This window comes from Corallococcus sp. NCSPR001 (assembly GCF_017309135.1).
Taxonomy (GTDB): domain Bacteria; phylum Myxococcota; class Myxococcia; order Myxococcales; family Myxococcaceae; genus Corallococcus.
The window spans coordinates 71,175-94,055 of sequence record NZ_JAFIMS010000002.1 but is presented as its reverse complement, the minus strand read 5'-3'; the positions used below and the strand labels follow the sequence as shown (position 1 = coordinate 94,055).

General features: G+C 70.6%; 20 protein-coding genes. 9 read left to right on the top strand and 11 right to left on the bottom strand.

Annotation, left to right across the window (positions count from 1 at the left end; genetic code table 11):
* Positions 1-85: 85 nt before the first annotated feature.
* From JYJ93_RS02210 to JYJ93_RS02200, 3 genes are all read right to left on the bottom strand, one after another.
* Complete coding sequence (locus JYJ93_RS02210) at positions 86-2,032, bottom strand: lamin tail domain-containing protein (RefSeq protein WP_206786218.1); 1,947 nt, start codon at positions 2,030-2,032, stop codon at positions 86-88.
* Between the two features lie 144 nt (positions 2,033-2,176).
* A complete protein-coding gene (locus JYJ93_RS02205; protein ID WP_206786217.1) occupies positions 2,177-3,598 on the bottom strand; it encodes an IgA Peptidase M64 in 1,422 nt (473 codons plus the stop codon).
* A gap of 43 nt (positions 3,599-3,641) precedes the next feature.
* A complete protein-coding gene (locus JYJ93_RS02200) occupies positions 3,642-5,180 on the bottom strand; it encodes a PEGA domain-containing protein (RefSeq protein WP_206786216.1) in 1,539 nt (512 codons plus the stop codon).
* A 287-nt stretch (positions 5,181-5,467) separates the two neighbouring features.
* On the opposite strand from JYJ93_RS02200, the gene JYJ93_RS02195 reads away from it, so the two are divergent.
* From JYJ93_RS02195 to JYJ93_RS02165, 7 genes are all read left to right on the top strand, one after another.
* Positions 5,468-6,472 carry an SDR family oxidoreductase gene (locus JYJ93_RS02195; protein ID WP_206786215.1) on the top strand — a complete coding sequence of 335 codons (1,005 nt, stop codon included), beginning with the start codon at positions 5,468-5,470 and terminating at the stop codon, positions 6,470-6,472.
* Between the two features lie 84 nt (positions 6,473-6,556).
* The gene (locus JYJ93_RS02190) at positions 6,557-7,558 is read left to right on the top strand and encodes a diacylglycerol kinase family protein (protein WP_206786214.1); all 1,002 of its coding nucleotides are present in this window, start codon (positions 6,557-6,559) and stop codon (positions 7,556-7,558) included.
* Between the two features lie 69 nt (positions 7,559-7,627).
* Positions 7,628-8,317 carry an NUDIX domain-containing protein gene (locus JYJ93_RS02185; protein WP_206786212.1) on the top strand — a complete coding sequence of 230 codons (690 nt, stop codon included), beginning with the start codon at positions 7,628-7,630 and terminating at the stop codon, positions 8,315-8,317.
* Between the two features lie 182 nt (positions 8,318-8,499).
* The gene (locus JYJ93_RS02180; RefSeq protein ID WP_206786211.1) at positions 8,500-9,303 is read left to right on the top strand and encodes a protein phosphatase 2C domain-containing protein; all 804 of its coding nucleotides are present in this window, start codon (positions 8,500-8,502) and stop codon (positions 9,301-9,303) included.
* Positions 9,304-9,307: 4 nt separating this feature from the next.
* The gene (locus JYJ93_RS02175) at positions 9,308-11,176 is read left to right on the top strand and encodes a hypothetical protein (RefSeq protein ID WP_206786210.1); all 1,869 of its coding nucleotides are present in this window, start codon (positions 9,308-9,310) and stop codon (positions 11,174-11,176) included.
* Positions 11,177-11,197: 21 nt separating this feature from the next.
* The gene (locus JYJ93_RS02170; protein ID WP_206786209.1) at positions 11,198-12,265 is read left to right on the top strand and encodes a nicotinamidase; all 1,068 of its coding nucleotides are present in this window, start codon (positions 11,198-11,200) and stop codon (positions 12,263-12,265) included.
* A gap of 38 nt (positions 12,266-12,303) precedes the next feature.
* The gene (locus tag JYJ93_RS02165; RefSeq protein ID WP_206786208.1) at positions 12,304-13,098 is read left to right on the top strand and encodes a hypothetical protein; all 795 of its coding nucleotides are present in this window, start codon (positions 12,304-12,306) and stop codon (positions 13,096-13,098) included.
* An 11-nt stretch (positions 13,099-13,109) separates the two neighbouring features.
* Here JYJ93_RS02165 and JYJ93_RS02160 read toward each other — a convergent pair whose 3' ends face one another.
* Entirely contained in the window at positions 13,110-13,985 is an 876-nt protein-coding gene (locus tag JYJ93_RS02160; protein WP_206786207.1) for an alpha/beta hydrolase, read from the bottom strand.
* A gap of 105 nt (positions 13,986-14,090) precedes the next feature.
* Positions 14,091-14,528: a hypothetical protein gene (locus tag JYJ93_RS02155; RefSeq protein WP_206786206.1), complete on the bottom strand. Its 438-nt coding sequence runs from the start codon at positions 14,526-14,528 to the stop codon at positions 14,091-14,093.
* A 95-nt stretch (positions 14,529-14,623) separates the two neighbouring features.
* Between JYJ93_RS02155 and JYJ93_RS02150 the strand changes: the two genes are divergently transcribed.
* Positions 14,624-15,934, top strand: coding sequence for a restriction endonuclease fold toxin 5 domain-containing protein (locus JYJ93_RS02150; protein WP_242543626.1), 1,311 nt, complete (start codon positions 14,624-14,626; stop codon positions 15,932-15,934).
* A 14-nt stretch (positions 15,935-15,948) separates the two neighbouring features.
* Complete coding sequence (locus tag JYJ93_RS02145; protein ID WP_242543625.1) at positions 15,949-16,650, top strand: immunity 52 family protein; 702 nt, start codon at positions 15,949-15,951, stop codon at positions 16,648-16,650.
* On the opposite strand, the gene JYJ93_RS40510 is transcribed toward JYJ93_RS02145, so the two are convergent.
* From JYJ93_RS40510 to JYJ93_RS02115, 6 genes are read right to left on the bottom strand one after another with little or no spacing between them, the layout of a single operon-like run.
* Positions 16,624-17,391, bottom strand: coding sequence for a PIG-L family deacetylase (locus JYJ93_RS40510; protein WP_206786202.1), 768 nt, complete (start codon positions 17,389-17,391; stop codon positions 16,624-16,626). The genes JYJ93_RS02145 and JYJ93_RS40510 overlap by 27 nt on opposite strands.
* Positions 17,388-18,674: a glycosyltransferase family 4 protein gene (locus tag JYJ93_RS02135; RefSeq protein ID WP_269012922.1), complete on the bottom strand. Its 1,287-nt coding sequence runs from the start codon at positions 18,672-18,674 to the stop codon at positions 17,388-17,390. Before JYJ93_RS02135 ends, JYJ93_RS40510 begins: the two co-directional genes overlap by 4 nt.
* Positions 18,671-19,522 carry a sugar phosphate isomerase/epimerase family protein gene (locus JYJ93_RS02130; protein ID WP_206786198.1) on the bottom strand — a complete coding sequence of 284 codons (852 nt, stop codon included), beginning with the start codon at positions 19,520-19,522 and terminating at the stop codon, positions 18,671-18,673. The genes JYJ93_RS02135 and JYJ93_RS02130 overlap by 4 nt, the downstream gene beginning before the upstream one ends.
* 3 nt (positions 19,523-19,525) lie before the next feature.
* The gene (locus JYJ93_RS02125; RefSeq protein WP_206786196.1) at positions 19,526-21,001 is read right to left on the bottom strand and encodes a YcaO-like family protein; all 1,476 of its coding nucleotides are present in this window, start codon (positions 20,999-21,001) and stop codon (positions 19,526-19,528) included.
* Positions 20,998-21,831 carry a hypothetical protein gene (locus tag JYJ93_RS02120; protein WP_206786194.1) on the bottom strand — a complete coding sequence of 278 codons (834 nt, stop codon included), beginning with the start codon at positions 21,829-21,831 and terminating at the stop codon, positions 20,998-21,000. Before JYJ93_RS02120 ends, JYJ93_RS02125 begins: the two co-directional genes overlap by 4 nt.
* Positions 21,822-22,856, bottom strand: coding sequence for a Gfo/Idh/MocA family oxidoreductase (locus JYJ93_RS02115; RefSeq protein ID WP_206786192.1), 1,035 nt, complete (start codon positions 22,854-22,856; stop codon positions 21,822-21,824). Before JYJ93_RS02115 ends, JYJ93_RS02120 begins: the two co-directional genes overlap by 10 nt.
* Positions 22,857-22,881 lie beyond the last annotated feature (25 nt).

Sequence of the window (22,881 nt, the reverse complement as noted above, 5' to 3'; positions counted from 1 at the left end):
CCCCCTGTCATCCAAGAAGAAGGGCCGCGCTCCCCGGATGGGGGAACGCGGCCCTGAAGTCACGTCAAGGTGTCGGACGCGGCGACTACGGCGTCGGCGCGCCCGGGGTCACCGTGGTCACGAACGCGAAGTCCGCGTTGTTGTTGTTCGTGTCGTTGCCGTTCGGGGTCCGCTGCAGGGAGCCCACGGCGCTGTTCGAGTCGGAGGCGGTGGTGCGCGCGCCCTCCTCGAAGTTCAGCGACTTGACGCCCGCGGCCGTGGTGATGCTGAACGTGGGGTTCTGGGCGCCCGGCTCGTAGAACACGCTGTCGAGGAGCGTGCCCGCCGCGTCGTCGACCAGGCCCACGCCGTCACCGCTGCCGTTCTGGATGATGTCGGTGTTCGCGTTGGAGGCCGACTTGATGACCAGCCTCAGCGTGCCCGCCGGCAGGGTCGCCGTGGTGAAGTACGGCTCGGCCGCCGCGACGATGTAGCCGCCCGCGGGCAGCGACGTGACCGCGTTGCCCTGCGCGTCCTTCGTGTCCGCCAGGTTGAACTTCAGGTACTCGATGCGCGGGTTGGCGTTGGAGTCGCCGTTGACGAACACCAGCTTGACGCTGGTCAGGTCCGCCGCCGCGGTGCCGCGGTTGTAGATCTCCACGAACTCCGCGTTGTCGGTGCCCACGTTGTCGTAGTCGATCTCATTGATGACCAGCGACGGGCCCGTCGGAGGAGGCGTCAGGCCGGTGAAGGTCGCGGTCTTGGCGGTCGCGTCCACGGCCTTGCCGGCCAGGTCCTTCACCTCGCCGTTGACCGTCACCGTGTACTGGGTGCCCGCCGTCAGGTCGCCGGTGGTCAGCGCGACCTGGTTGCCCGTCGCCGTCGCCGCGGAGACGGCCACGGTCGGCGTGATGCCGAAGTCCTCCGCCTGCACGCTGGCCGCGTCGATCTTCCGGTCGAACGTCAGCCGCACTTCCGTGCCGCTCAGCGGACGCGCCTCGGTGAGCTTCGGCGCGGGGCAGCCGGTGATGGTCAGCTGCTCCGGCGCGAACACGGACACCTGCGGCTGGGCGGTGAAGCGCCAGACCACGCCGGTGGGGACGACCACGTCGCAGCCCGTGACCAGGTCCAGGTCCGTGGACAGGGTGGTGGGCACGCGCAGGCGCAGGGGGCTGGGGGACGGCTCACCCGTGGTGATCAGCGGGAAGGCGGTGAAGGCCGCGCCGCTGCCAGCGCCCGCCTCCAGCTTGCCGGACACGGTGACCAGGCGGCTCTCGTAGAGGCTGGTCGTGCCCCCGTCCTCGAAGGTGCTGACGGCGTTCGCGTCCACCTTCAGGCCCGCGGGCGTCGCGGTGTCCAGGCTCCACACGCCGTGGTTCTTGCTCACCACGGTCAGGTCCGTGACGGTCTTCGCCACGTTGAGCCCGCTGATGATCTCCTTCTCCGTGACGTTCAGCGTCACGCGGTCACCCACGGCGACCGCCGTGGTGGACGCGGAGTCGCGCACGAACATCGCCGGGCCGTTGGCCTCGGCCTGCAGGAAGAAGCCGGAGGGCTCCGTGGCCGCGCTGCCCGCCACCGCGGGCTTGATGAAGGTCACGAACGCGCCGCTCACCGGCTGCGGCGTGGTCAGCGCGCCCGCCGGGGCGGCGACGAACGCGGCGATCTGCGCGCTCGTGTCCGCCAGCGGCGTGGTGACGCTGGAAGGCGTGCAGGTGTTCGCCTCGATGTCGCAGGACTCGGTCAGCGCGCAGGCCGGGTTGCACGCCTGGGGACCCGTGCCGCCGTCCGTCTCCGTGCCGGCGTCGGTGCCCGCGTCCGTCTCCGTGCCCGCGTCCGTCTCCGTGCCCGCGTCCTCTTCCGGAGGAATGTTCAGCGTGCGCAGCTCGCACTTGTTCTCCACGCAGGTCCACGTCTGACCCGCGGGGGCCGCGCCCTTGTCACGACAGTCGAACTGATCGACACACTCGTCGCCGCAACCCGTGCCGACCGTGACGAACACGGTGGTCACGAGCGCCGGCAGCCAGCTCCGCTTCAGGCTCTGCTTCAGCATGTGAATGCCTCCCAGATAGGGGTGGTCCAGATTGCAGGTGCGGTCCCCCTTACACCCGAAAACAGAGGGGCGTCCATTTGCCCAACCACCCGCCACGTCCCTGTCACGCGAAAGGACGCCCAGGGGCCTGGGAATCGAAGGAAGTCAGGGAGTCTTCCGTGCAGGGGTGGACGCTGGACCGGCGTACAGGTCGATGACCTCGTTGATGCCGTGCTGGCACACCGCGCAAAAGGGCACCCGGTCGCGGGTGAACATCACGCAGTCCGTCTGGGGCCGGAAGTAGCCCTTCGCCTCGTAGTGGGCCCCCTCGAAGGCGCCCACCTTCCCGGAGACCTTCTGGGTGCCCAGGAATTTCTCCTCCCAGTTGCGCTGCTCCGTGAAGAGCGCGTCCATCTCCGCCTCGGGTTTGCGCTCCGCGCGAATCTTCTGCCGGCGTTGCTGCACTTGCAGGGCATGCGCGTCATAGGTGGACTGATTCCAGGGCGTGGGCAGCGGGGTCCCCGGCGCCACCAGGTCCTTCCACTTGAGCTGGGCGGGGTCGTGGAGGGCGGTGACGTTCTTCTCCCAGGGCTCCACCCGCTCGAAGGGCGCGGCGCCGTAGACGGGGGCGGACGTGTAGTACTCGTCCGCCAGCCCCGCGAAGTGGTGGCCGAACTCGTGGACGAAGACGTAGGGGGCCCAGAGGCTGTCGGAGGCCACGGTGCTGAAGAGGTTGAAGATGCCTCCGCCGCCGTAGGTGTTGCCGTTGGACAGGATTTCGATGAACTCGTAGGGCGCGAAGGCGGCGGTGTCACGCAGCGCGGCGTTGTCGAAGGTGAGGATGTAGCGCTCCGCGCCGAAGGCGTCGTAGGTGGAGCCCAGGGGCGGGCGGCGGTGGACGCCGGTGGAGGGCCGGGAGATGCCGGACTCGGCCGCCGCGGGCATCAGGCCCCAGACGTTGAAGTCCGCCTTGCGCTCCTTGAAGGGGGAGAAGCTGAAGAGGGTGTCCACCAGCTTGCGCGCGTCCTTCTCGAACTTGGCGCGCTCCGCCTCCGTGTAGCCGTCCCCCAGGATGAGGAAGTCCACCTTGTCCTGCGGCGGTCCGTTCTCCAGCAGCTTCAGCAGCGGGCCCGGCGCGGGCGGCGAGGACGGATCCACGAAGGGGTCCTTCGGATCCACCACCAGCGACCAGATTTCGCGGAAGGCGTTCTGCGCGTCGCGCTTCTTCAGGATGACCTGCACGGGGCTGTTCGGCGCGGGGAAGCGCAGCGATTCGCTGAAGGTGCGGTGGGCCTGCTTCGCCTCGTCCGTCAGCTCCCACTCGCCGAAGATGGAGGCGAAGCCGCGCGAGAACAGGAGCCGGTTCGTCTTCCGGTCCCGCACCTCGTAGAGGTACTTGCCCAGGTTCGTCTCGTCGATGGCCCGCGCCGGGTGGCCCGGCCAGGGCAGGGGCTCCACCACCAGCCGCTCCAGGCTGAAGCGCTCCTCGGTGGCGTTGCCGGTGTGGAAGTAGTCGACGCGGAACGTCCGGGGCGCGGCGAGGGCGGTGCTCGCCGAGAGCAGCAACAGCAGGAGGGAAGCGCGCATGGGGCGCGACTCTACGCGCCCGGCGCTCCCCGGCCAGCAACGGTCAGAACGACCCGGAGAGGCTCGCCCCCGCGCCCGTCTCGTCCGCCGTCACGCCCAGCGTCACGGGCGCGGGCTTCGAGGGCGAGGACACGAGGAAGAGCACCGCCCCGGTGACGACCGCCGCGCCGCCGCCCACGAGCAGCCCCGTCATCAGGTTGCTCTTGCCCACCAGCGAGTCGCGCAGCGCGACGGCCCGCGCGTCCGTGCTCACCAATTGGCCGCCGTTGGCCGCGCGGCGGTCCTCCAGGCCGTTCAGGTCCTTCTGGGCCAGGAGCCGCACCACGCCCGCGCCGCCCAGGGCCGCCACGCCCGCGCCCATCGCCACGTACGACGCCGTGCGCAGGCCCGTGCCGGGCGGGGTGCCGCCGGAGACGTCCTCCGACAACAGATTCGGCGCGGTGAGGTCCGCGCCCGTGCCGGAGGCGCCCGCCGTGCCCCGCGCGCTGCCCGCGTCCCAGGGCGCCTTGCCGTTGGCGTTGTTCATCACCACGAGGTTGGAGGGCGAGCGCCCGGTGGTGACGAAGTCCACCAGCGCGGAGAGCGCCTCACCGGGCGCGTCCAGGCCCTGCGTCTTGAAGCCGCCCTCGCGCAGCTTCTGCCCGCCGTCGACGTTGAGCACCGTGGCGGCGAACCACTTGGGCCCGCTGCTCGGGCGCTCCAGCCGCACGACGATGACCTCCTCCACGCCCAGCGTGCCGCCCAGGCGCACCGCGTGGCTCCAGGTGCGCTCCTCGTTGCCGTCCACGGCGGAGAGGCACGGGAAGGGCGCGGCCGTCACCGACCCTTCGTAGGCCAGGTCCACCAGGAGCGGCGTGTCCGCCCCCTGCGCCTGCACCTGCCGGGGGAAGCTCACCGCGTCCCCCTTCACCATCGTCAGCTCGTACGCGCCCGCGGGCAGCTCCAGCGTGAGCGGCGTCTGCCCCACGCCCAGGCCCTCCAGGTACACGTCCGCCGCGGGCAGCGTGGACTTGAGGGACAGCTTCACCTTCGGCGTCCGGGCCAGGTCGCGGCGCAGCTTCTCGAAGGTCTGCCGGATGGAGGGGGCGTACTGGTCCGGGTCCAACTGGTACTTCGGCTGGAGGCGCAGCACCTGGAGGAAGGCCGCGTCGCTGTCCTTCGTCTTCCCCATCGCCCGGTGGTTGAGCCCGTGCAAGAGCTGCGCGTGCGCGAAGAGCTTCCAGCGCGGCTCGCCCGGCGGCAGGCGGCGGATGTCGCCCAGGGCGTCGTCCAGGAGCTGGGACGCGCGGGCGTTGCGGCCCTCGTAGAACTGGTCCTGCGCGGCGTCCAGCTGGCGCTGGAGGTCCTCGAAGGAGCGCGAGGAGGCGGGGAAGAGGCGCTCGGCGAACTCGGGCGCGCTCAGCACGTGCTGTTCGGGGCGGGCGCGGAGGGCGTCGTAGAACGCCTTGGACTGGCCGCTCAGCTCCGCGTCCCGGCAGTCGCCGCTGGAGACCACCAGCCGGTGGGGCGCGGCCCCCGAGGCGGAGGCGCACAGCAGGCACAGCAGCAGCGCGAACGCGGACGGCTTCGGACGGAAGGGCATGGTCACGTGGGTGTGGAAGGGATGGCCGGACCGGCGATGCAGGCCGCGTTCCGTCCTCTACCGGACTGTCCACCCTCCAGGCCAGCGACCCCCGGCCCCTGCTCCCCGGTCCCGCGTGTGGACCCCCGTCCGGATTTGGAGGCCCCCTGCTTCGTTGGTTGCCCTCCGGGTGAGTCACCGGCGGCCCGGGTGCGACGCCCGGCGTCATCCCCACCTTTCCGTGCACGAACCCTTTCTCAACGCTCGGGCCTCCAGAGCCGGCGGGCCCGCCAACAAGGACCCACTCCATGGATCGCATCTGGAAGAAGAAGGTCATCGTCATCACGGGCGCCTCCAGCGGCATTGGCCGGGCCACGGCGCTGCTGCTGGCGAAGAAGGGCGCCCACGTGGTCCTGGCCGCGCGGCGGGAGGAGCCGCTGGAGGAGCTGGCGGCCGAGTGCGAGTCCCACGGCGTCCAGGCCCTGATGGTGCCCACGGACGTGTCGGACGCGGCGGCCGTGCGGATGCTGGCGGAGGCCGCGGTGGAGGCCTTCGGCCACTTCGACGGCTGGGTGAACAACGCGGGCGTCTACATGCTGGGCAGCCTGGAGGAGACGCCGGACGAGGCGTTCCGCCAGCTCATGGAGACCAACTTCTTCGGCACGGTGAGCGGCGCGCGCGTGGCGCTCGCCCAGTTCCGCCGCCAGGGCTATGGGACGCTCGTCAACGTGTCCTCCACCTTTGGCACCGTGCCCGCGCCGTACCTGAGCGCCTACGTGGCCTCCAAGTTCGCGGTGCGCGGCTTCTCCGCGTCGCTGCGCCAGGAGCTGCTGGGCACGGGCATCGACGTGTGCACGGTGATGCCCGCCGCCATCGACACGCCCCTGTGGCGCCACACCGCCAACTACACCGGCTGGCGCGTGCGCCCGGTGGAGCCCGTCTACACGCCGGAGCGCGTGGCCCGCACCATCCTCCGCGTGCTGCGCCACCCCCAGGACGAGGTGATTGTCGGCCCCGCGGGGAAGAGCTTCGCGGCGATGCACGGCCTGTTCCCCCGCACGTACGAGCGCACCATGCGGGTGGGCACGGAGGTGCTGCACTTCCAGGACGAGCGGCAGGGCCCCACCCCCGGCAACGTCTTCCAGCCCATGGAGGAGGGGGACACGGCCTCCGGCGGTTACCACGGCACCGGAAAACAATGGCTGCGTCGTCTGTTGGTCGCGGGAGGGCTGGCCGCCGCGGCGGTGACGCTGCGCCGGCGTGCGGCCGAGCGGCACCTGGAAGCGCGGTGGGCCCACGCCCTGGGGGTGTGATGCCCATGTTTCGGGGGAGTCCCCATGCCGGGGCTCTTTTCGTGACGGGGCCATGACATGAACTGGGGAAGAGTCGCGCCCGCCATGAACATCGCCGTCCTCGTCAATCTGCGCGCGCGTAAAGGGACCGAGGGGATGGGCGGGCTCGTCCGAGACCTGCTCCCCCGGGCCCGGGTGGCCCTCACCCGCTCCCTGGAGGAAGCCCAGGAGTGGGTGGACCAGCTCCGTCACGACCCTCCCAACCTGCTGCTGGCGGGCGGAGGCGACGGCACCATCACGGGCCTGCTCAACGAGCTGCGCTCCCAGGGCGTGGCCCTGCCGGCCATTGGCGTGCTGCCGCTGGGCACGGGCAACGCCTGGGCGCGCGTCACCGGGGCGCCGCGTCCGCAGGTGGCCCTGAAGCAGATCGCCGCGTACGGCGAGCGCCTGCCGCCCCTGCGTCCCTTCTCCCTGGTGCGGGTGGAGGGCCGGGTGGCGCCCTTCGCGGGCACGGGCTGGGACGCGGAGATGATTCAGGACTTCAAGAACCAGCTCGCGTCCGCCGGGCCGCTGAAGAAGGCGCAGTCCGGCCTGCGGGGCTACCTGGGCGCCATGTTCACGCGCACGGTGCCGCGCCACCTGTTCGGCGAGGGCAACCCGAACGTCTCCGTCTACAACCTGGGCGCGTCCGCGCTGACCATGGACGCGACGGGCGCGGTGCGGCCGGTGCCCAACGGCGGTGAGGGGCAGCTGTTGTACCAGGGCCCCGCGGGCGTGGCGGGCGCGGCGACGACGCCGGAGTGGGGCTTCGGCTTCAAGGCGTTCCCGTTCGCGCAGGCGGTGCCGCACCGGCTGTCCGTGCGCGTGTACGGCGCGGGCGTGATGGAGGCCACGCGCAACATGTTCCGCCTGTGGCGCGGAGAGCACCCCATGCCGCGCATGCACGACTTCTTCGTGGAGCGCCTGCGGATGGACTTCGACCGCGAGGTGCCCTTCCAGATGGGCGGCGACGTGCTGGGCATGCGCCGCTCGCTGGAGTTCGACCTGGCGGAGGAGAACGTCAACCTGGTCGACTGGCGCCGCCTGGGCCGGCTCGTCGCCGTCTAGAGCGTCCCCGCACCTTCCGCTTGCCGGCACCGTGTCCCCTGGACACGATGCCGGCCGGAGGGTTTCCCATTGAGCCACACCTATAAGTACCCGCGCCCGGCGGTGACGGTGGACTGCGTCGTCTTCGGGTTGGACGAGGACGACCTCAAGGTGCTGCTCATCCAGCGCGGCGTGGAGCCGTTCCAGGGCCAGTGGGCGCTGCCCGGCGGCTTCGTGCGCATGGAGGAGTCCCTGGAGGACGCCGCGCGCCGCGAGCTGGACGAGGAGGCGGGCCTGCGCACCAGCCACCTGGAGCAGCTCTACACGTTCGGCGCTCCGGACCGCGACCCCCGGGGCCGCGTCATCACCGTGGCGTACTTCGCGCTGGTGAAGCTGTCCCAGCACCACCTCCATGCGTCCACCGACGCGCGCGAGGCGGCGTGGTTCTCCGTCTGGGACACGCCGAAGCTCGCGTTCGACCACGCAGACGTGCTGGCCACCGCGCTGCAACGGCTCAAGGGCAAGGTGCGCTACCAGCCCATCGGGTTCGAACTGCTGCCGCCCAAGTTCACGCTGTCGCAGCTCCAGCGGCTGTACGAGACGGTGCTGGAGCGCGAGCTCGACAAGCGCAACTTCCGCAAGAAGATCCTCGCCATGGACCTGCTGGAGGAGCTGGACGAGGTGGAGCAGGACGTCTCCCACCGCGCCGCGCGCCTCTACCGGTTCGACCACAAGAAGTACAAACAGCTCGAGAAGGCCGGCTTCAACTTCGAGCTCTGAACACCCCCACCTCCCGTCACGCCCCTCGGCGCCCGCTGACAGGTTGTCCCACGTCGCCTTGACTACGTGTCATTTGGACACTATGTTGGTGTCGTAGGTACACGAAGTCGGACGGCGTGGGGCCGTCCACTCGCCAGCAGGTTCTTGCGTCGTGCGTGCCCTTCGAGGGCCACGGGAGAGCCATGTCCACGCTGCCCTTCGATTTCGCGGTGGGTTCGGTGCAGGGCCGGGAGCACGCGCGTTCGGGGCGCAACAACCAGGACGCCGCCTGCGTCCGGGAGAGCGAGCACGGGCTGGTGGTGGTAGTGGCGGACGGGTGTGGCAGTCAGCCATGCAGCGAGCTGGGGGCGCAGCTGGGTGTGCGGCGGCTGGCGCAGGCTGCGCAGGCGAGGCTTCAGCGCGGCGAGGCGGTGGACGGCGCGGACTTCCTGCCGGGGCTGAGAGGGGACCTGCTGGAGTTGATGGAAGGGCTGGCGTCCACGCTGGGGCGGGACGTGCTGGGGGACCTGCTCTTCACGCTGGTGGGCGCGGTGGTGACGCCGGTGCACACGCTTGTCTTCTCGTTGGGGGACGGCGTGTGGATGCTCAACGGCCAGGTGCACGCGCTGGGGCCGTTCCCGGGCAACGCGCCGCCGTATCTCGCGTATGCGCTGCTGCGCGGCGAGGACGTGCGGCTGGAGCGCCGGGCGCTGGTGCCCACGGAGGACGTGCACGCGCTGCTGGTGGGCACGGACGGGGTGGGGGACCTGCTGGGCCTTTCGCAGGCGCGGCTGCCGGAGCGCGATGAGCCCGTGGGCCCGCTGTCGCGCTTCTGGACGGAGGACCGGTACTTCACGAACCCGGACGCGGTGCGACGGCGGCTGGCGCAGCTCAACCGTGAAGCGGTGCGCGCGGACTTCGCGGAGCGGCGGCTGCTGCGCACGCCGGGCCTTCTGACGGACGACACCACGCTGGTGGTGCTGCGCCGCCGGATGGGGAGGGCGTGAGGCCATGGACATCTGGCTGGAGGGGAAGAAGGTCCGGGTGGATCCGCGGCAGGCGCTGGGCAAGGGCGGCGAGGCGGATGTGTATGACCTGGGCGATGGCCGCGCGCTCAAGGTCTTCAAGCAGCCCGAGCACCCGGACTACTTCGGACTGGTGCCCGAGCAGGCCGCGGCGAAGGCCCGGCTCGTGGAGCACCAGCGCAAGCTGCGCGCGTTCCCCTCGGGGCTTCCGGCGCGCGTGGTGACGCCGCAGGCGCTGGCCACGGACAAGAAGGGCGCGGAGGTGCTGGGCTATGCGATGCGCAAGCTGGACGGCGTGGAGCCGTTGCGCCGGTGGAGCGAGCCCGCGTTCCGGCGCGCGGGAGGCAAGGCCTCGGACGCGGTGACGGTGCTGGCGGGGCTGCACCGCGTGCTGACGGCGGTGCACGCGGCCCGTGTGGTGGTGGGGGACTTCAACGACCTGAACGTGCTGACCGTGGGCACGGATGCGTACTTCATCGACGCGGACAGCTTCCAGTTCGGTCCCTTCCTGTGCCCGGTGTTCACGGAGAAGTTCCTGGACCCGCTGCGGTTGGACCCGGGCGCGCAGGCGCTGACGCCCGCGCGGCCGGCGACGGTGGAGAGTGATTGGTATGCCTTCGCCGTCACCGTGATGCAGTCGCTGCTGTGCGTGGGGCCGCAGGGCGGCATCCACAAGCCGAAGGCGCAGGCGGCGCGGTTGAACGCGGTGGGACGGCTGCTCCAGCGCGTGACCGTATTCCACCCGGACGTGCAGTATCCCAAGCCCGCGTTGCCTCGGGCTTCGCTGCCGGATGACCTGCTGCACCTGTTCCACCAGGTGTTCGTGGAGGACCGGCGCGGCGCGTTCCCGCTGCCGGTGCTGGAGGGGCTTCGCTTCTCGGTGTGCGCGTCGTGTGGCCTGGAGCACGCGCGGGCCGCGTGTCCCACGTGTCAGCCGCACGCGACGGTGGCGGCCACGCCGGTGTCGGCGGTGCGCGGGCAGGTGACGGCGAAGCGGACGTTCACCACCCGAGGGGTGCTGGTGCACGCGAGCGCGGAGGACGGTGCGGTGCGCTTCGTCTACCACGCGGACGGCGCGTACCGGCGCGAGGACGGCCGCACGGTGATGCGCGGCGCGCTGGACCCAACGCTGCGCTGGGCGGTGCAGGGCGACGTGACGCTGCTGGGTCACCAGGGCCGCGTGGCGGTCTTCACTCCAGGCCGGGAGACGGAGTTCCTGGGCGTGGATGTCTGCGACAACCGGCCGGTGTTCGCGGCCAATGCCAGACACCGGTTCTGGGCGGCGGGCGGCGGGCTGTGGCGCGACGGGGCCTATGGGGCCGAGCAGTGGGGGGACGTGCTGCAGGGACAGACGCGGCTGTTCGTGGGACCCCGGTTCGGCCTGGGGTTCCACCGCGCGGCGGGGCTGCGAGGAGCCTTCCTGTTCAACGTGGAGCGCAAGGGTCTGCGGGACGGGCTCGCGCTGCCGTGGCCATCGGGGCAGTTGCTGGATGCGGAGGCGGTGTTCGACGCGGACTCGGTGTGGTTGCTGCTCGCGGAGGAGGCGAATGGCCGCACCGTGCACCACGCGGTGTTGCTGGGGGCGGACGGAGCGGTGCGCGCGAGCGCCCGGGCCGACGCGGGGGACGGCTCGTGGCTGGGGACGCTGCGCGGGAAGTGCGCCGTGGGGGGCGCGCTCTTCTGCGCCACGGACGCCGGGCTGACGCGCGTGGAGCTCCAGCAGGGCCGGTTGGTGGCGGTGCGCGAGTTCCCGGACGCGGAGCCGTTCGTGGACGCGGGCCGGGGGCTCTTGCTGTCGCGTGAGGGATTGACGGTGGTGGGGGCGCAGGACCTCACCGTGCTGCGAATGAAGTGAAACACACACAGGGGGCTGGACATGAAGAAGACGACCGTGAAGGAGCTGCCGCTGCCCGGGTTCTACAACTCCAACCACGCGGCGGAGTACGGCTACGGCCCGAACGCCGGGAAGCTCCAGCGTGACGCCGGAGCGTGGAAGGCGGCGCAGGGCGTGACGGCGGCGGCCACGGACCGCTTCAACCTGCACCTGCTGCTCATCGACGTGCAGAAGGACTTCTGCTTCCCGGATGGCTCGCTGTACGTGGCGGGGCGCAGCGGGCGGGGCGCCATCGATGACAACCGCCGCATCGCGGAGTTCATCTACCGGAACCTGGGGACGCTGACGAACGTCACCGCGACGCTGGATACGCACTTCGCCTATCAAATCTTCTTCCCGTCGTTCTGGGTGGACCAGGACGACCAGCCGCTCCAGCCGTACCGCGAGGTGACTCGCGAGCAGATTGAACGCGGCCAGGCGCGGCCGAACCCCGCCGTGGCGAAGTGGCTGTGCGGCGGCAACTACCCGTGGCTGCTCAAGCAGGTGAAGTTCTACTGCGAGGAGTTGGAGCGCGCGGGGAAGTACACGCTCTACCTGTGGCCGCCGCACTGCCTGCTGGGCAGCGACGGACACGCGCTGTCGGGCGTGGTGCAGGAGGCGCGGTTGTTCCACTCGTACGCGCGCGGCGTGCAGTCGTGGGCGGAGGTGAAGGGCGGCAACCCGCTGACGGAGAACTACTCGGTGATGCGGCCGGAGGTGCTGATGCGGCATGACGGCCAGCCGCTCGCGCAGCGCAACACGCAGTTCCTGAAGACGCTGCTCACGTCGGACGCGGTGGTGATTGGCGGGCAGGCGGCCAGCCACTGCGTGAAGAGCAGCATCGATGACCTGCTGGGAGAGATTGTCGCGCAGGACGCGGCGCTGGCTCGCAAGGTGTACCTGCTGACGGACTGCATGTCGTCGGTGACGGTGCCGGACGGCAAGGGCGGCTTCGCGGCGGACTTCACGCCGCAGGCGGACGCGGCGCTCAAGCGCTTCGCGGACGCGGGCATGCACCTGGTGAAGTCGACGGATCCGCTGGCGAGCTGGCCGGACCTGCACGTGGCGTGACGTCTGGCATTGGCACTCACACGAAGGGAGACACGGACATGAGCAAGGCGAACGGGACGGGTGTCACGAAGCTCTTCGAGGACGCGCACGCGGAGGGCATCCTCAGCCCCGCGGGGTTGCAGACGCTCACGGTGGTGGACCTGGGGGCGCAGATTCAAGCGGGCCTGGGCATCCACGTGGACGACGTGCAGGCGAGCGAGGTGGTGCTGGTGACGGTGATGCCGGATGACTCCGGGAGCATCGCGCACTCGGGGCACGAGAAGACGGTGTGTGACGGGCACAACCTGGTGCTGGACGCGCTGCTGGCGAGTCAGCAGAAGGACGGCGTCCTGTTCCACACGCGCTACCTGAACGGGCATGTCCTCAATCCGTTCCGGCCGCTGGAGGACGTGGTGCGGATGCACGGCAAGAACTACTCGGCGGACCAGGGGACGCCGCTGTACGACCAGGCGGTGGTGCTGCTGGGCACGGTGCTGGCGAAGGCGCAGGAGTTCAGCGGCAACGGGGTGCCGGTGCGCACGGTGACGCTGCTGATTACAGACGGCGCGGACGCGGGCTCGCGCAAGGCGCGGGCGAAGGACGTGGCGGCGCTGGTGAAGGACCTGCACCGGGTGGAGAACCACATCGTCGCGGCGATGGGCATCGACGATGGGGTGACGGACTTCCGGCGCGTGTTCCAGGAGATGGGCATCGCGGACCGGTGGATCCTGACGCCGGGGCAGAGCGCCCAGGAGATCCGCGCCGCGTTCCAGGTGTTCAGCCAGTCCGCCGTGCGCGTCAGCCAGGGCGCGGCCAGCTTCAGCCGCACCGCGCTGGGTGGCTTCGGGGCTTAGCGGGCCCGGCGTCACGCCCGGAGGAAGTCTCCGAGCAGCTCGCGGACCTCCTCGGGCCGCTCGTCGGTCACCCAGTGGCCGGTGTCCCGGAGGATGTGGGGCTCGACCTGATTCGCCACCGCGCGCGCCTGCGCGACGAGCGGTTCGCCCAGGGACTTGTCCCCGCCGATGACCATCACGGGCATGGGGAGCTTGTTCCGGGCGAGCTCCCGGAAGGCCTTCTTGTCCTGGTCGAAGGCCTGGAAGTAGCTCCACGTCGAGTGGAGCCGGCCCGGGGCCGCGTAGGCCTCCGTGTACGCCTGCCGTTCCGCTTCGCCCACGGCCTGGGGATTGGCGGCGAAGTCGGTCCAGAAGTGGTCGAGGTAGATGCGCTCGCGGCCCTGCACCAGCTTCTCCGCGGTGGCGCCGTTGAAGGTGAAGTGCCACACGTCGCGGCTGCTCATGACCTGGTCGGACCAGGGCTCGATGCCCGGCAGGAACGCGTCCAGGAGGGCCAGGCGTTCGACCTCGTCGGGGAACAGGGCGGCGTAGGCGTAGGCGACCATCAGCCCGATGTCGTGGCCCACGACGGAGACCTTGTCGAAGCCGAGCTGCTTCACCAGCGCGCGCATGTCGCGGGCCATCGTCTCCTTGTCATAGCCCCGCGCGGGGGCGGCGGAGGCCCCCGCGCCTCGCAGGTCCGGGATGAGCACGGTGTGCTGCTTCGCGAGCTCCGGCGCCAGTCGCCACCACATGAGGTGCGTCTGCGTGTAGCCGTGCAGCAGCAGGACGGGGCTGCCCTTGCCGCCGATGACGAAGTGGATCCGCGTGCCGTTGACGTCCGCGTCGCCTTCGCGGAAGCCCTCCGGGAAGAAGGGACGGACGGTGCTCGGCTGCTGGCGTGTCATGGGCGCCTCCTCGCGGGAGCGGGTTCACGCCTCAGGGTGTGCATGCCCCGCGTGCGTGAGGCGCCAGGTCGAGCGGGGAGTCCGGCGCTCGGGTCCCTGGAACCCTCAGGCGTCCTGGGGCGGGAGCAGGCGGGACTGGATGAACTCCAGGTACTTCGCGTCGTCGCCTTCGAAGAGCTCCTCGCCTCCGCCCATGAAGGCGCGGGCGAGCTCGTCGGCGGCGCGGGCTTCGTCTCCCAGCTCCAGGGCGCTCTGGCCGAGCCGCAGGTGGATGAAGGGATTGCCGAGCCCTCCGGGGGAGTGGACGGCTTCGCGGAAGTGCTCGCGGCAGTCCTCGAAGCGCTCGAGCTGGAAGTACATGTCGCCGATGGCGGCGCGCACCCAGGTGTTCTGCTGATGCTCGCGGGTGGGTTCGGGGATCAGCGCGAGGGCGGCCTTGAAGTGTTTCAGGGCCTGCTCGATGGCGCCGTCTCCCGCCGCGGCGTCTCCCTGGGCGCAGAGGTCGGTGATGCGCTGGTGGGTCTCATCCGATATCGACGTCATCCGTGCTCCGGGGACCGGGGGACATTTAGATGACACGTCTTGGGTGGAGACGCTACTTGGGTACGAAACCGTGGGGACGGGCTGGATGCTGGCTGATGCTGCTGGTGTTCTGGGTGGGCTGCGCCAGCGGACCCACGGTGCGGCTGCGCACGGAGCAGGGGACCCGGACGTATGCGCCGGTGACGTGGGACCGCCGTGTGCCGGTCAGTGCCCGGGAGTTCGAGGAGGCGCTGACGCGGCTGGTGCTGGAGGTGCCACTGACGGTGCGGGCGCCGAAGGTGGTGCGCGCGGTCGCGAAGAAGGGGGCGCAGCTGGACCTGGGGTTCGGGTTCATGTTGCGGGACGGGTACGGGCGGTGGTGCCGGGCGCATGAGGCTTCGGGGGACTGTCTGTCGTTGCTGGAGGACGGGGCGGGCTTCAGTGAACTGGACCGGCTCACGCTCGCGGTGGGCATGTCGCTGGAGCCTCTGCGAGCCAGTATCGGAGCCGCGTTGCAGGACACGCTGAGTCCGGAGTTCTTCGTGTCCGTGGTCTCGGGAGCGATTGCGTCCTGGGTGGTGCTGGCGGCGGCACCGGAGCCTGTGTTCACCAAGGCCGCGGCGGTGATTGCCGCCGTGTTCCTGGCCTACGTGGGCGTGCAGTCGTTCCTCGCGGTGGTGCGGGCGTGCGGGGCGCTGAAGGAGGCGACGGACAGGGCGAAGACGTTCCAGGAGCTGGAAGAGGCGGCGGAGGTCTTCGCGCAGGCGCTGGGACCGGAGGTGGCGCGCGTCTTCGTGCTCGCGGTGACGGTGCTGGTGAGTCACGGCGTGACGATGGGGCTGTCGTCATCGCTCAGCTTGATGCCACGTTTTCCGGACGCGGTGAGGGCGGGCGCGGCCAACGCGGGCTTCAACCCGGCGCGCGTGCTGGACGTGAGCGCGGTGGCGGTGGTGGACGGCGTGGTGGAGGTGACGCTCGCGTCCACGGCGGTGGCCATGGCCACGATGGGCCCGCCTCCTCCGAGCAGCTCAGGAGGGCCGGGCAAATGGGTGCAGGTGAACGAGTCGATGTCCGACCGTGCTCGCGACTATCAAGCCCAGGTGACTGGGGCTCCGAAGGGATCCGCGTACCGGGTCAAGAAGGGGGACGAGGAGGTCGACTTCGACGGCTATGACGTGGATGAGAACGTACTGCTGGACGCCAAGGGGCCGGGCTACGAGCAATTCTTCGGTATTGATCTGAAGGCGAAGAAGTTCTTCCAGGGCGCGAATGCCTTGGTTGAGCAGGCTCGGCGGCAAATCGAAGTGGCTGGAGGTGCTCGCGTTCGATGGGTGGTCGCCGAGAAGAAATTCGCAGATGCCTTGCGTGCGCTGTTCAATCGCCAGAGCGTTATGGTGGAAGTGCGTTATCTCGCTCCCACGAAATGAGCACCGCCGACCACATGACTGACCGTTACTACCTGGGGGCTTACTGGACGGCACGGCACGAGTCCGCTGAATCGTGTGCCCACAGAGCGGAAAGCTTGTTCGAGCGCCTGAGCCGCCTTGAACCGACGTGGCGTCAGTGGCACGAGACCGGACGCACCTTCAAGCAAGCGCAGGAACGTCAGGTCCAGACCGACCGGGCCTCCTTCCTGGAGTTGTTCGCTCGAAAGAAGAACCGCATCGGTGACGGCTTCCAGTTTTGGTTTTGGGCGGGCCCGAACCCGGACGAAACAACCTCAGTCAATGGCTTCTGCGGCTCCGCGAATGCTGTGCCGACTTCGGTCTGTGTCGTCGATCCTCCTTCTCAAGGAGAAGTGGCTGAACGCGTGCTGACAGCATCCGTCTTGCTCGAGGTACTTCGTGCCGTGGTGCGCTGCTGGGAGCCGGCTTGGGGCGTCGTTGCATCCGAGCAGTACCGCGACGAAGCGTCTTCATCAGGGGACGCGGGCACCTTCGTGGGCTGGATGACCTACTTCTCCCGGCAGTGGGGAGAGGTTCCGCCTCTCCCTGCCCCTGTGCGCGTTGAGCCCGTGGAGGACCTGGGCACCCTGGTCATCCTCACGGAGGAGCGGTTCACGGTGACGAATCCGGAACACGTCCGGCTCGCCACGGAGGTGCACCAGGTTCTTGATTCAGCCGGTCTCCTGCGTGCCTTGTGACAGGAACACCTCCGCGGCTCCGGGCTGACCGCGTGCCTGTGCTTCCATCCGGTGGAACGCCGTGAGCGTCCGGGCCAGACCTTCCACTCCGCCGAATTGGAAGCCCAGCTGCGTGCCGTAGCGGACGCAGCCCTCCACCTTCTTGGGCAAATGCTCCGTGATGTCCACGGCCAGGGGACGCAGGCCCTGGGGGACGGCGGCGTCGGGGTGGGCCTGGGGCTGGCGCACGGCGTAGGGCGTGTCCCGGTAATAGAAGAGCCGGGTCGTCGGGATGCCCAGTTCCTTCACGGCTCGCACCACCTGCACGTGGTCCACGTGGCTCCCCAGGGCCTGGGGCACGAAGACCCGGTCCGGCTTCAGGTTCCACAACAGCGGCTTCAAACAGTCCGCCACCTTCGCTTCGATGATGTCGTCCGCTCGCGGTGGCTGGAACAGCGCCTCCGGGCTCGCGTAGCCCCGGTGTGGCGCTTCCTCCAGGTCTCCCCACTTCACGTGGTCCACGCCCATGCAGGCCGCGAAGGCCCGGTCCTCGTCCCTCCGCAGGGCCATGTAGTCCACCTCCGGCCCCAGCCCCTTCGATGTCTGACATTGCAGCGCGAAGCCCTCCGGCTTCGGCACCGACCGCGTGAAGACGGTGACGAGCGCCACCGTCCACCCCTCCGCCTTCAGCGCCGCCAACGTGCCTCCACAGGAGAAGGCCACGTCGTCCAGGTGCGGCGATACGAAGAGGGCCGTGCTCATAGGAGATGCGGCGCCGCCCGGAACCGGCACGTGTGGTCCGCGCGCTCCTCCGTCATCGCCGGGTCGTAGAGGTGCGTCCACTGCGTGTCCGGCCGCGTGCCGGTCAGGTTCTTGTAGACGCCTTGGATCCTCCGCCCCACCGCCCGCCACGAGTACAACTCCCGCACCTCGCGCAGCGCCGTCGCCGCCAGCCGCTTGCGCAGCGGCGCGTCGTCCATCATCCGGCCCATCGCCTCCGCCAGCGCGGCGCTGTCCTTTGGCGGCACCAGCAGCCCATCCCTGCCGTCCTCCAGGCAGTCCACCACGCCCACCGCTCGTGTCGACACGATGGGCAGCCCGGACGCCATCGCCTCCAGCAGCGTGTTGGAGAACCCTTCTGAATACGTGGGCGACACGAACAGGTCCCCGCTCCGGTACAGGTCCGGCGCCTCCGCGTAGGTGGACGCCCCCGTCAGCTCCACCACGCCGTGGAGCCCCTCCGTCGCCACCCTCGAACGCAGCGACTCCACGTCTGGCCCAATCCCAGACACCCGCAGCTTGAACCTCCGCCCGTCCGCCACCAGCCGATGCACGGCGTCCAGCAGCTCCATCACCCCTTTCCGGGCGTCCACCCGGCCGTGGTACAGCCACACCGGCACGTCCCGCATGTCTCCCACCGTCGACTCACCGCGGGGATGGAAGCGCTGCGTGTCCGTGGCGCCGGGGACGATGGTGAACCGCTCCAGCGGGGTGCCGTGGTGCTCGCTCACCTCTTCCGCGAAGGACCTGCTCCCAATCAGCAGCGCCCCCGCGTGGCCCAGCACCGCGAGCATCGCCTGCTTGTGTGTCCCGCAGCAGGTCCCCACCCAGTGCCCGTCCCCGCCTTGGATGGAGACGACGTTGGGCAGTCCCAGGAGCCTCGCCGCCTGGAGCGCCGCCAGGCCGCACGGATAGCCGTACTGCGCATGGATGAGGTCGAACGGACGGCGCCGGTGCTCGCGCACCACCGTGTCCACCATCACCTCCAGGTCGTGCTCGAAGCTCGCCGGCTGGCCCTGGTTGATGCGCTGCTCGCCCACCGACTCGCAGCCCAGCACGTGCGCGCCCGGGATGCCCGGCGGCGGCCCGCCCCCGTACACCGCCATTCCCGCCGGGTCGCTGCGGTACTGGCTCACCATCGTCACGTCGTGCCCGCACGCCACCAGCTCCCGCACCAGGTTCAGCGCATAGACGCTCATCCCGGAGATGGCCGGGAAGAAGCGCCGGGAGATGAAGCAGATCCGCAGTCCATTCACGCTGTTCACGCCGCCACCTCCGCGCCCGTCGGCAGGCGCTCCCTCAACCATTCCAGCGCCCGGGGCACCAGCTCGTGCGCCCGGTGCGCGTCCCGCGACAGCTCCACGCAGACCAGCCGGTCGTAGCCCGCGCGCGTCAGCTCACGCAGGACCGACGGCACGTCCACGTCCCCTTCGCCAAAGGGCAGGTGCTCATGCACGCCGCGCTTCATGTCCTCCAGCGCCACCGTGCCCAGCACCGGCGCGAACTCGCGCACGGCCCCCGCGGGGGTCCGCTCCTGCGTCACCAGCAGGTGCCCCACGTCCAATGCCAGACGCACGCCGGGCACGCAGGCCTGCAACCGGCGCCAGCCGTCCACCGTCTCCACCAGCATCCCCGGCTCCGGCTCCAGCGCCAGCACCACGCCGCGCGCCGCCGCGTACTCCGAGAGCCGCGTCACTCCGTCCAGCAGCCACGGCCACGCGGACTCCTCCGTCACGCCCGGGCGGGGCACGCCCGCCCAGAAGGACACCGCCTCCCCCCGGCACGTCCCGCACACGTCCACCGCGCGCTTCAGGAACTCCAGCCGCCGCGCGCGGCCCTCCGCTTCCGGGGTGATGAGCGTGGGCTCGTGCTTCCTCCGGGGGTCCAGCAGGAAGCGCGCCCCCGTCTCCACCACCAGCCCCAGGCCCAGCCGCTCCAGCCGGGTGGCGAGCTGTTCCGTGCGCCGCTCGAAGTCCGGCGCGAACGGGTCGAAGTGGTGGTGGTCCAGCGTCAGCGCCACGCCGTCGTAGCCGCTGTCCGCGATGAGGCCCAGCGCGTCCTCGAAGCGGTGGTTCGACACGCCGTTGGTGTTGTACGCGAAGCGCAGGGCCATGGCTCACTGCCCCCCGAAGCGGCGGCTCGCGAGCACCTTCGGCACCGCGTGGCGGTCCGGCTCCCGGTAGAGCGCGTACAGCCGCCCCACGCGGGCCTCCGCCAGCCGCGCGTTGAACCAGACGGGGCCGCCCAGCCGCTCCTCGGCCTCGGGCGTCAGGCGCACCGGCTGCGCGCCCGGCGGCGGCGCCCCCAGGCCCACCAGCGGATCCCTGCGCTCCAGGAGCCGCGCCGCGTTGCGCTCGCCCACGCGGTTGTACGTCATCGTCTCCACCTCCAGGCCCGGCACCAGCGCCTTCACCACGTGCACCTGGCGGCCCGGCGGAGACAGGTCCGCGACCAGGATGTCGAAGCCCGCCGCGTGCAGTTGCCGCACCACGTGGTCGCACCGCAGCGACGGGTCCTCCACGGTGGGCGAGCGGGGCAGGTCCTCGAAGCGCACCTTCTGGCGGACCGTCAGCGTGCACGCCGTCAGCTCGCGCAGCGCCTGGGCCGGCATCCGCGCCCACTCCACCATCGCGTTCAGCGCGCGCGGCTCCTCCGCGTCCAGGTCCACCAGGGGCACGAAGCGGTCCATGTATTCCGGCGGCGCCACCCGGGCCACCTCCCCCAGCGGCCCGTGCATGAACGCCTTGCGCGCGCGCGAACAGGCGTACTCCAGCAGCGCCTTGCGCAGCGCCCGGTCCCGGTCCGGGTCGGCCGCCTCTCCGCACGCCGTCACCATCAGCGGCTGGTCCCCCACGGACAGGTCGCGGCCCACCACGTACAGGTTCACCATGCCGAAGTCCGTGCTGGCCAGCTTCGCCATCACCTCCACGCCCGCGCGGCGGTAGAGCTCCAACAGTTCGCGCACGTCCGGCGCCAGGTCCGTGCCCTCCAGGTCCAGCACCACGCCCTGGTCCATGGCGCGGTACATCAGCCCGTTGCCGTCGCGCTGGATGAGCTCCAGCAGGCCGTGCGCCAGCGCCTGGGGCCGCGTCAGCCCCGCGCCCTGGCCGTTGGTGATGGGCGTGATGAGCGGCGTCTTCCCCTGCAACTGCCCGGGATGGATGGCGACGTACTCCTCCGGCACCAGCACCCGCTCCCCGGTGGCCAGCCGCTGCAGCTCCACCCAGACGAGCGGCAGGTCCGGCTGATACGGACTGCCCGCGGGCAGCCCCAGCGTGAGCGGATCCGCCACCGCGGTGGGGCCTCGCGCGCGCACCAGCGCCGCGTAGCTGCCGTGCACGCGCGGCATGCGGTGCATCGCGAGCTCGCAGAAGGTCTCCTCCACCAGCTCGCCCAGCGCGCCCACCCGCGCCTCTTCGTCCGTGCGGCCGTAGCCGTTGCCGTGCAGCACCGCGCCCGGACCGTCTCCCAGCCGCAGGCTGGCGGAGGCCACGGGGATCCCCAACCGGTCGATGGGGTCGATGCGGAACATCTGCAGGGCGCCGGTGGACACGGCGCGGTGATAGGCATCCAGGGCTCGGGCAATGCTCATGACAGTTCCTCCAACGGCAGGGGACGGGTGTGCGGCATGCCGGAGAGCAGCCGGTCGAACAGCGCCAGCGCGTGCTCGCGGGTGACGCCTCGCGCGAACTCGAACGGGGTGAAGACGTTCTCGAACGGGAGCTGCTTGAGCACCGCGCGGTAGCGGCGCAGCTCGCCGTGGCTCAGCGGAATCGCGTAGTGGAAGCCCTTGTGACACGACAGGCCCGTGGGCCTGCCCCGCGCGTCCAGGTCCACCTTCAGCGCGTCGCCGCAGAACAGCGAGCGGGTGCGCGCGTCGTAGAGCACCGTCTGGCCCTCGTAGTGGCCGCCCACGCAGTGCAGCGTCAGGTCCGGCGCCAGCTCATGCTCGTCATCCACGGGCCAGCGCACCTGGAAGGCCTTGCTGTACGGGACCGCATCCCGGTGCAGCACGAGCAGCGGGTCGAAGTGCTCCTGCAACTGCCACAGCGCCCCGAAGCCGTGCGGGTGCGACGCGGACAGCACCTGGAGGCCGCCCATCACCTCCATGAACTCCAGCGCGGGCCGCGAGTACCAGGGCGCGCCCTCGAAGCCGACGTTGCCCTCGGGCCTGCGCAGGAGCCACCCCGTGGAGCCCAGGCCGAAGGACGGCGTGCAGGTGAAGCCCCAGATGCCGGGCAGCGCCTCCTCCCAGCGCGTGGTGAGCCGCTCCGACACCTGGCCCGCCGTCTGGAAGTCCCAGCCGTCGCGCGGCAGCGCGTTGCGCACGTCCAGGCAGGTGGGGCAGCCCGTGGGCCGCTCGCGAGGGAAGCCCGGCTGCCACGTGCCGCAGTGGGTGCAGGCGTAGCGGGTCAGTGGCATGGCGGAAACGCCTTTCCGTCTCGCGTCGCCTGCGTCAGCAGCCCCACCAGCCGCACGTCGCGCTCCGGCGCGAACGGCTGCGGGCGGCCCTCCAGCACGCACGTGGAGAAGGCCTCCACCTGGTGGAGGAAGGGGCTGCGGTCCTCCTCCGGCGACAGGGAGATGAACGTCTCCTCCCCCGTCTTCGCGTCGGTGAGCGACAGGGTGCCGCCGGGCGTCTGGCCCATCGTCTTGTACGCCAGCGCTCGCGCCCGGGTGCCGATGAGCTCCAGCGTGCGCCGGGGGTACGCGTCCGGGCAGTTGTAGGCCACCTGCAACAGGCCCAGCGCGCCGCTCTTGAACTGGCCCATCAGCACCGCGCCGTCATCCACGGCGTAGCGGTGCACGCGCCGCTGCGTCAGGGCGGTGAGCGACGCCCACTCGTCGCCCAGGAGCACCTCCAGCAGGTCCAGGCCGTGCGGCGCCAGGTCGATCATCGCGCCGCCGCCGGCCTGCTCCGGGTCGATGCGCCAGTTGTCCGGCGTCCAGTCCTCGGGCAGCCAGCAGGCGTAGTGGATGCGCGCCTGGGTGACGGTGCCCAGCACGCCCTCCTTCACCAGCATGCGCAGCTTGCGGTGCGCCGCGTGGTGGCGCTGGTCGAACGCGGTGGCGTAGTGCACGCCCGCGCGCTGGCACGCGGACACCATGCGCAGGCCATCCCCCGGGGTGACGGCCATGGGCTTCTCGCACAGCACGTGCTTGCCCGCGGCGGCGCACGCCTCCGTCATCGCCGCGTGCAGGTGGTTGGGCGTGGCGATGTAGACGGCCTGCACGTCCTTGTCCGCCAGCACCGACCCCAGCGCGGTGTAGCGCCTCACGTCGTCCGCCCGGATGCGCATCAGCGCCTCCGCGTTCGCGTCGCACAGGGCCACCAGCCTCGCGTTGCTCGCGCCCTGGAGCGCCGGGATGACGTAGTCCCTCGCCACCCAGCCACACCCCACCACCGCCCAGCCCAGCTTCCGGGTCCCCGGCTTCGCCTCGAACATGGTCACCGCCTGTTGGGAAGGTTCA

Bases quoted from the DNA above. Each gene is read 5' to 3' on its own strand.
- JYJ93_RS02210 (WP_206786218.1), bottom strand. From the start codon at position 2,032: ATGCTGAAGCAGAGCCTGAAGCGGAGCTGGCTGCCGGCGCTCGTGACC.
- JYJ93_RS02205 (WP_206786217.1), bottom strand. From the start codon at position 3,598: ATGCGCGCTTCCCTCCTGCTGTTGCTGCTCTCGGCGAGCACCGCCCTC.
- JYJ93_RS02200 (WP_206786216.1), bottom strand. From the start codon at position 5,180: ATGCCCTTCCGTCCGAAGCCGTCCGCGTTCGCGCTGCTGCTGTGCCTG.
- JYJ93_RS02195 (WP_206786215.1), top strand. From the start codon at position 5,468: ATGGATCGCATCTGGAAGAAGAAGGTCATCGTCATCACGGGCGCCTCC.
- JYJ93_RS02190 (WP_206786214.1), top strand. From the start codon at position 6,557: ATGAACATCGCCGTCCTCGTCAATCTGCGCGCGCGTAAAGGGACCGAG.
- JYJ93_RS02180 (WP_206786211.1), top strand. From the start codon at position 8,500: ATGTCCACGCTGCCCTTCGATTTCGCGGTGGGTTCGGTGCAGGGCCGG.
- JYJ93_RS02175 (WP_206786210.1), top strand. From the start codon at position 9,308: ATGGACATCTGGCTGGAGGGGAAGAAGGTCCGGGTGGATCCGCGGCAG.
- JYJ93_RS02170 (WP_206786209.1), top strand. From the start codon at position 11,198: ATGAAGAAGACGACCGTGAAGGAGCTGCCGCTGCCCGGGTTCTACAAC.
- JYJ93_RS02165 (WP_206786208.1), top strand. From the start codon at position 12,304: ATGAGCAAGGCGAACGGGACGGGTGTCACGAAGCTCTTCGAGGACGCG.
- JYJ93_RS02160 (WP_206786207.1), bottom strand. From the start codon at position 13,985: ATGACACGCCAGCAGCCGAGCACCGTCCGTCCCTTCTTCCCGGAGGGC.
- JYJ93_RS02155 (WP_206786206.1), bottom strand. From the start codon at position 14,528: ATGACGTCGATATCGGATGAGACCCACCAGCGCATCACCGACCTCTGC.
- JYJ93_RS02150 (WP_242543626.1), top strand. From the start codon at position 14,624: ATGCTGCTGGTGTTCTGGGTGGGCTGCGCCAGCGGACCCACGGTGCGG.
- JYJ93_RS02145 (WP_242543625.1), top strand. From the start codon at position 15,949: ATGACTGACCGTTACTACCTGGGGGCTTACTGGACGGCACGGCACGAG.
- JYJ93_RS40510 (WP_206786202.1), bottom strand. From the start codon at position 17,391: ATGAGCACGGCCCTCTTCGTATCGCCGCACCTGGACGACGTGGCCTTC.
- JYJ93_RS02130 (WP_206786198.1), bottom strand. From the start codon at position 19,522: ATGGCCCTGCGCTTCGCGTACAACACCAACGGCGTGTCGAACCACCGC.
- JYJ93_RS02125 (WP_206786196.1), bottom strand. From the start codon at position 21,001: ATGAGCATTGCCCGAGCCCTGGATGCCTATCACCGCGCCGTGTCCACC.
- JYJ93_RS02120 (WP_206786194.1), bottom strand. From the start codon at position 21,831: ATGCCACTGACCCGCTACGCCTGCACCCACTGCGGCACGTGGCAGCCG.
- JYJ93_RS02115 (WP_206786192.1), bottom strand. From the start codon at position 22,856: ATGTTCGAGGCGAAGCCGGGGACCCGGAAGCTGGGCTGGGCGGTGGTG.